Below are 2,597 nucleotides of genomic sequence, written 5' to 3' on the forward strand. Positions count from 1 at the left end.
TTCTTGACGTGAGAAAATTTTGGGATTACAATTGAATTATAAATAAGAGATAAATAAAAACTGGGGCCTGTTAAGGCCCCCTTATTTTTTTGAATATTAATTTTTACTTATAATTACTTTTTCTTGAAAATTCTTGATCTTAAAAATACTATTAGAATAATCAACCTCAAAGTTTGCAAAAGCAGAAAATAAATCTATATCTCTCATAAGGTGTACAGTCATTAAGTGACTCTCCTTATTAATTCTTAGAAGTATAGACCTAACATATGGAAATTGTACTCTAGAATTAAATATTTGCGATTCTCCCACGTTTATGTCTACGCATCTATAATTTATATCTATATACAAGTCTAAATCGTTAGCTTCTTCTCTTATGATCCTATAATCAAAATCACTATCTAATTTTAAGTTTCCTATTTCAATCATTATTTCACCTCGTAAATAAGTATTTGTATCTATATATTTAATATACAATATAAGTCATATTATCATAATATATCAATTAAAGTTTAATTTATATATTTAATACTTGCTAAATTGGCAGCAGAATTTTGTTTTAATTACAAAAAAATAGAGAAGAATAAATTTATCCTTCTCTATTTAGCAAAAAACGTAGCTTCCACTGGGGGAATGAAAGCTTATATTGGGGGAGATTGAGTTAAATATTTAAATTACATTAGTATTATTGTCTTTGTAATGAAAATTTATACATAAAAAAATTCGAAAGTTTTGTTAACCTTCGAACTTTTTATTTTTTATCTTTTAGGATTTATAAATGAAGCACCTAAATATTTTTTTATATCTTCATCTGAAGAAAAGTCGTCGATAAGTATTTCACGGCCTGAATCTTCTAAAATAACTAAAACTTCAGTATTTCCTTTTAAGAAAGCTTTTTTAACAGTTTCTTCTTTTACTTCTCTGGTTTTAGTTATTCCTTTTTTAGCTTTGTCAAAATCCTTAGTGAAATAACTTTCCATCATATTGATAATCTTTGTATATCTGTTCATTTAGTAAGATACCTCCTACAATTTATAGTAATAAATGTGATATAATAAGTTTTTATATTAACTTAATAATTATAACAAGGAGAATGTACAATGGCTAGTATAAATAATATAGATATTTTAAAAAGTATAGAATATGCTAAAAAAAATCAACTATTTGATGAACTTAATAATATATATGAAACGTTACCCAAGGGGCAGTGTACAGGTTGTGGAATTTGTTGTATGGAATCTGTGGGTGTTAATTTAATAGAATTTTTAAATATATATAACTATTTAGAAGATAAGCATGAGTTAAGAAAAAAATCTCTTGATAGAATAATGGATTATTATTTTATGGAGTTTATGGAGAAGAAATGTTGTCCTTTTAAAGATGAAAATAATAGATGTGGAATTTATGATGTGAGACCATTAAATTGTAGATTGTTTGGTCATTGGAAAAAAGAAGATTATAATAAAAATCTAAAAGATATAACTGAAAAGAATAAACAGTATAAAAATATAATTAAGGGTAAATATGGATTTGATATAAGTGATGAAGTTGTAAATTATAAAATAAAATATTGTGAAGATTTCATACCAGAAACTAGATATCTATCTAAAAGTGAAAGGCTTAACTTTGTTGATAATGTAATGGTTCTAGATTCTAGATTATTTTCGAAAGGAATTATAGATATAGAATTTAGAGATAGAGGAATTGTAGAATATTTTATCGATTCACTATTAGACCAAAATATGTCTTATAATATTAAAGTAAGGATTTCTAAAGAGAAAAATATATCTAAGAGAACAATAGGCAGATTGAAAAGAATGTTAATTAAATAGAAGAATTGGCAGGTGGGGTAAGTGAAGTTAATAAATATAAAAGGAGACACTTATTACATTAAGGGTGGTACAAACACAGGGGTAATTAGATTAGATAACAATAATTGTTTAATAATAGATCCAGGGCGTTATGGTATAAAACAAAGAAAGATGATTGAGCTATTAAAAGAAAATAATATGGTTATAAAATATATTATTAATACTCATGAGCATGGTGACCATTATGAAGGATCCAGTAATTTAAAAAAGCTTAATAATAATATTCAGATACTGTCATCTTCAGAAGCTAAAATATTTATAGATAATCCTAATAAATTTGCAGATTATACTGTAGGAGGAAAAGCTAATAAGTTTTTGAAATTTAAAGAGTCTTCAGAAGAGAGTCATGAGACCAAGGTTGATGATATAATTGAGGAAGGAAAGATAGTATTAAATAATAGAAAATTTGAAATAATTAAACTAAGCGGTCATACTGAAGGAAGTATAGGTATTTTGACAGATGATAAGATTTTATTTGTAGGGGATTTATTTGTAGGAAGTCAAATGCTAAAGAAATTTGATTTACTTTTATTGTACGATGTAAAGGAATATCTAAATTCTGTTAATAAGATAAAAGATATTGATTTTGAATATATGGTTTTAGGACATGATAAAGAAATTTATTCTAAGATAGATAGCCAGGGTATTATAAATAATCATATAAGTGCCGTTAACAATTATGTGAATCAAGTAAAAGATTTACTAAAATCACCAATAACCATAGATAAT

Annotated in this window: 4 protein-coding genes; 2 read left to right on the top strand and 2 right to left on the bottom strand. The window is 25.2% G+C overall.

The annotated features are described in order from the left end of the window. Window positions 1-96: 96 nt before the first annotated feature. Both NSA58_RS18670 and NSA58_RS18675 read right to left on the bottom strand, forming a co-directional pair. On the bottom strand, window positions 97-426 hold the full coding sequence (locus NSA58_RS18670; RefSeq protein WP_079764792.1) for a hypothetical protein: 330 nt from the start codon (window positions 424-426) through the stop codon (window positions 97-99). 329 nt (window positions 427-755) lie between these two features. Beyond that, window positions 756-1,007 (bottom strand): hypothetical protein, encoded by a 252-nt coding sequence (locus tag NSA58_RS18675; protein ID WP_039680416.1) that lies wholly within the window; start codon window positions 1,005-1,007, stop codon window positions 756-758. A gap of 90 nt (window positions 1,008-1,097) precedes the next feature. Between NSA58_RS18675 and NSA58_RS18680 the strand changes: the two genes are divergently transcribed. Together NSA58_RS18680 and NSA58_RS18685 are read left to right on the top strand one after the other, a co-directional pair. Then, entirely contained in the window at window positions 1,098-1,829 is a 732-nt protein-coding gene (locus NSA58_RS18680; RefSeq protein WP_039680415.1) for a YkgJ family cysteine cluster protein, read from the top strand. Between the two features lie 21 nt (window positions 1,830-1,850). After that, window positions 1,851-2,597: MBL fold metallo-hydrolase (locus NSA58_RS18685; protein WP_257560829.1), on the top strand; the 747-nt coding region annotated here is incomplete at its 3' end.

Origin of the sequence: Terrisporobacter muris (assembly GCF_024621905.1) — a bacterium.
Taxonomy (GTDB): domain Bacteria; phylum Bacillota; class Clostridia; order Peptostreptococcales; family Peptostreptococcaceae; genus Terrisporobacter; species Terrisporobacter muris.

Excerpts from the sequence above, each read along its gene's own strand:
- NSA58_RS18670 (WP_079764792.1), bottom strand. The coding sequence starts at position 426 with ATGATTGAAATAGGAAACTTAAAATTAGATAGTGATTTTGATTATAGG.
- NSA58_RS18675 (WP_039680416.1), bottom strand. The coding sequence starts at position 1,007 with ATGAACAGATATACAAAGATTATCAATATGATGGAAAGTTATTTCACT.
- NSA58_RS18680 (WP_039680415.1), top strand. The coding sequence starts at position 1,098 with ATGGCTAGTATAAATAATATAGATATTTTAAAAAGTATAGAATATGCT.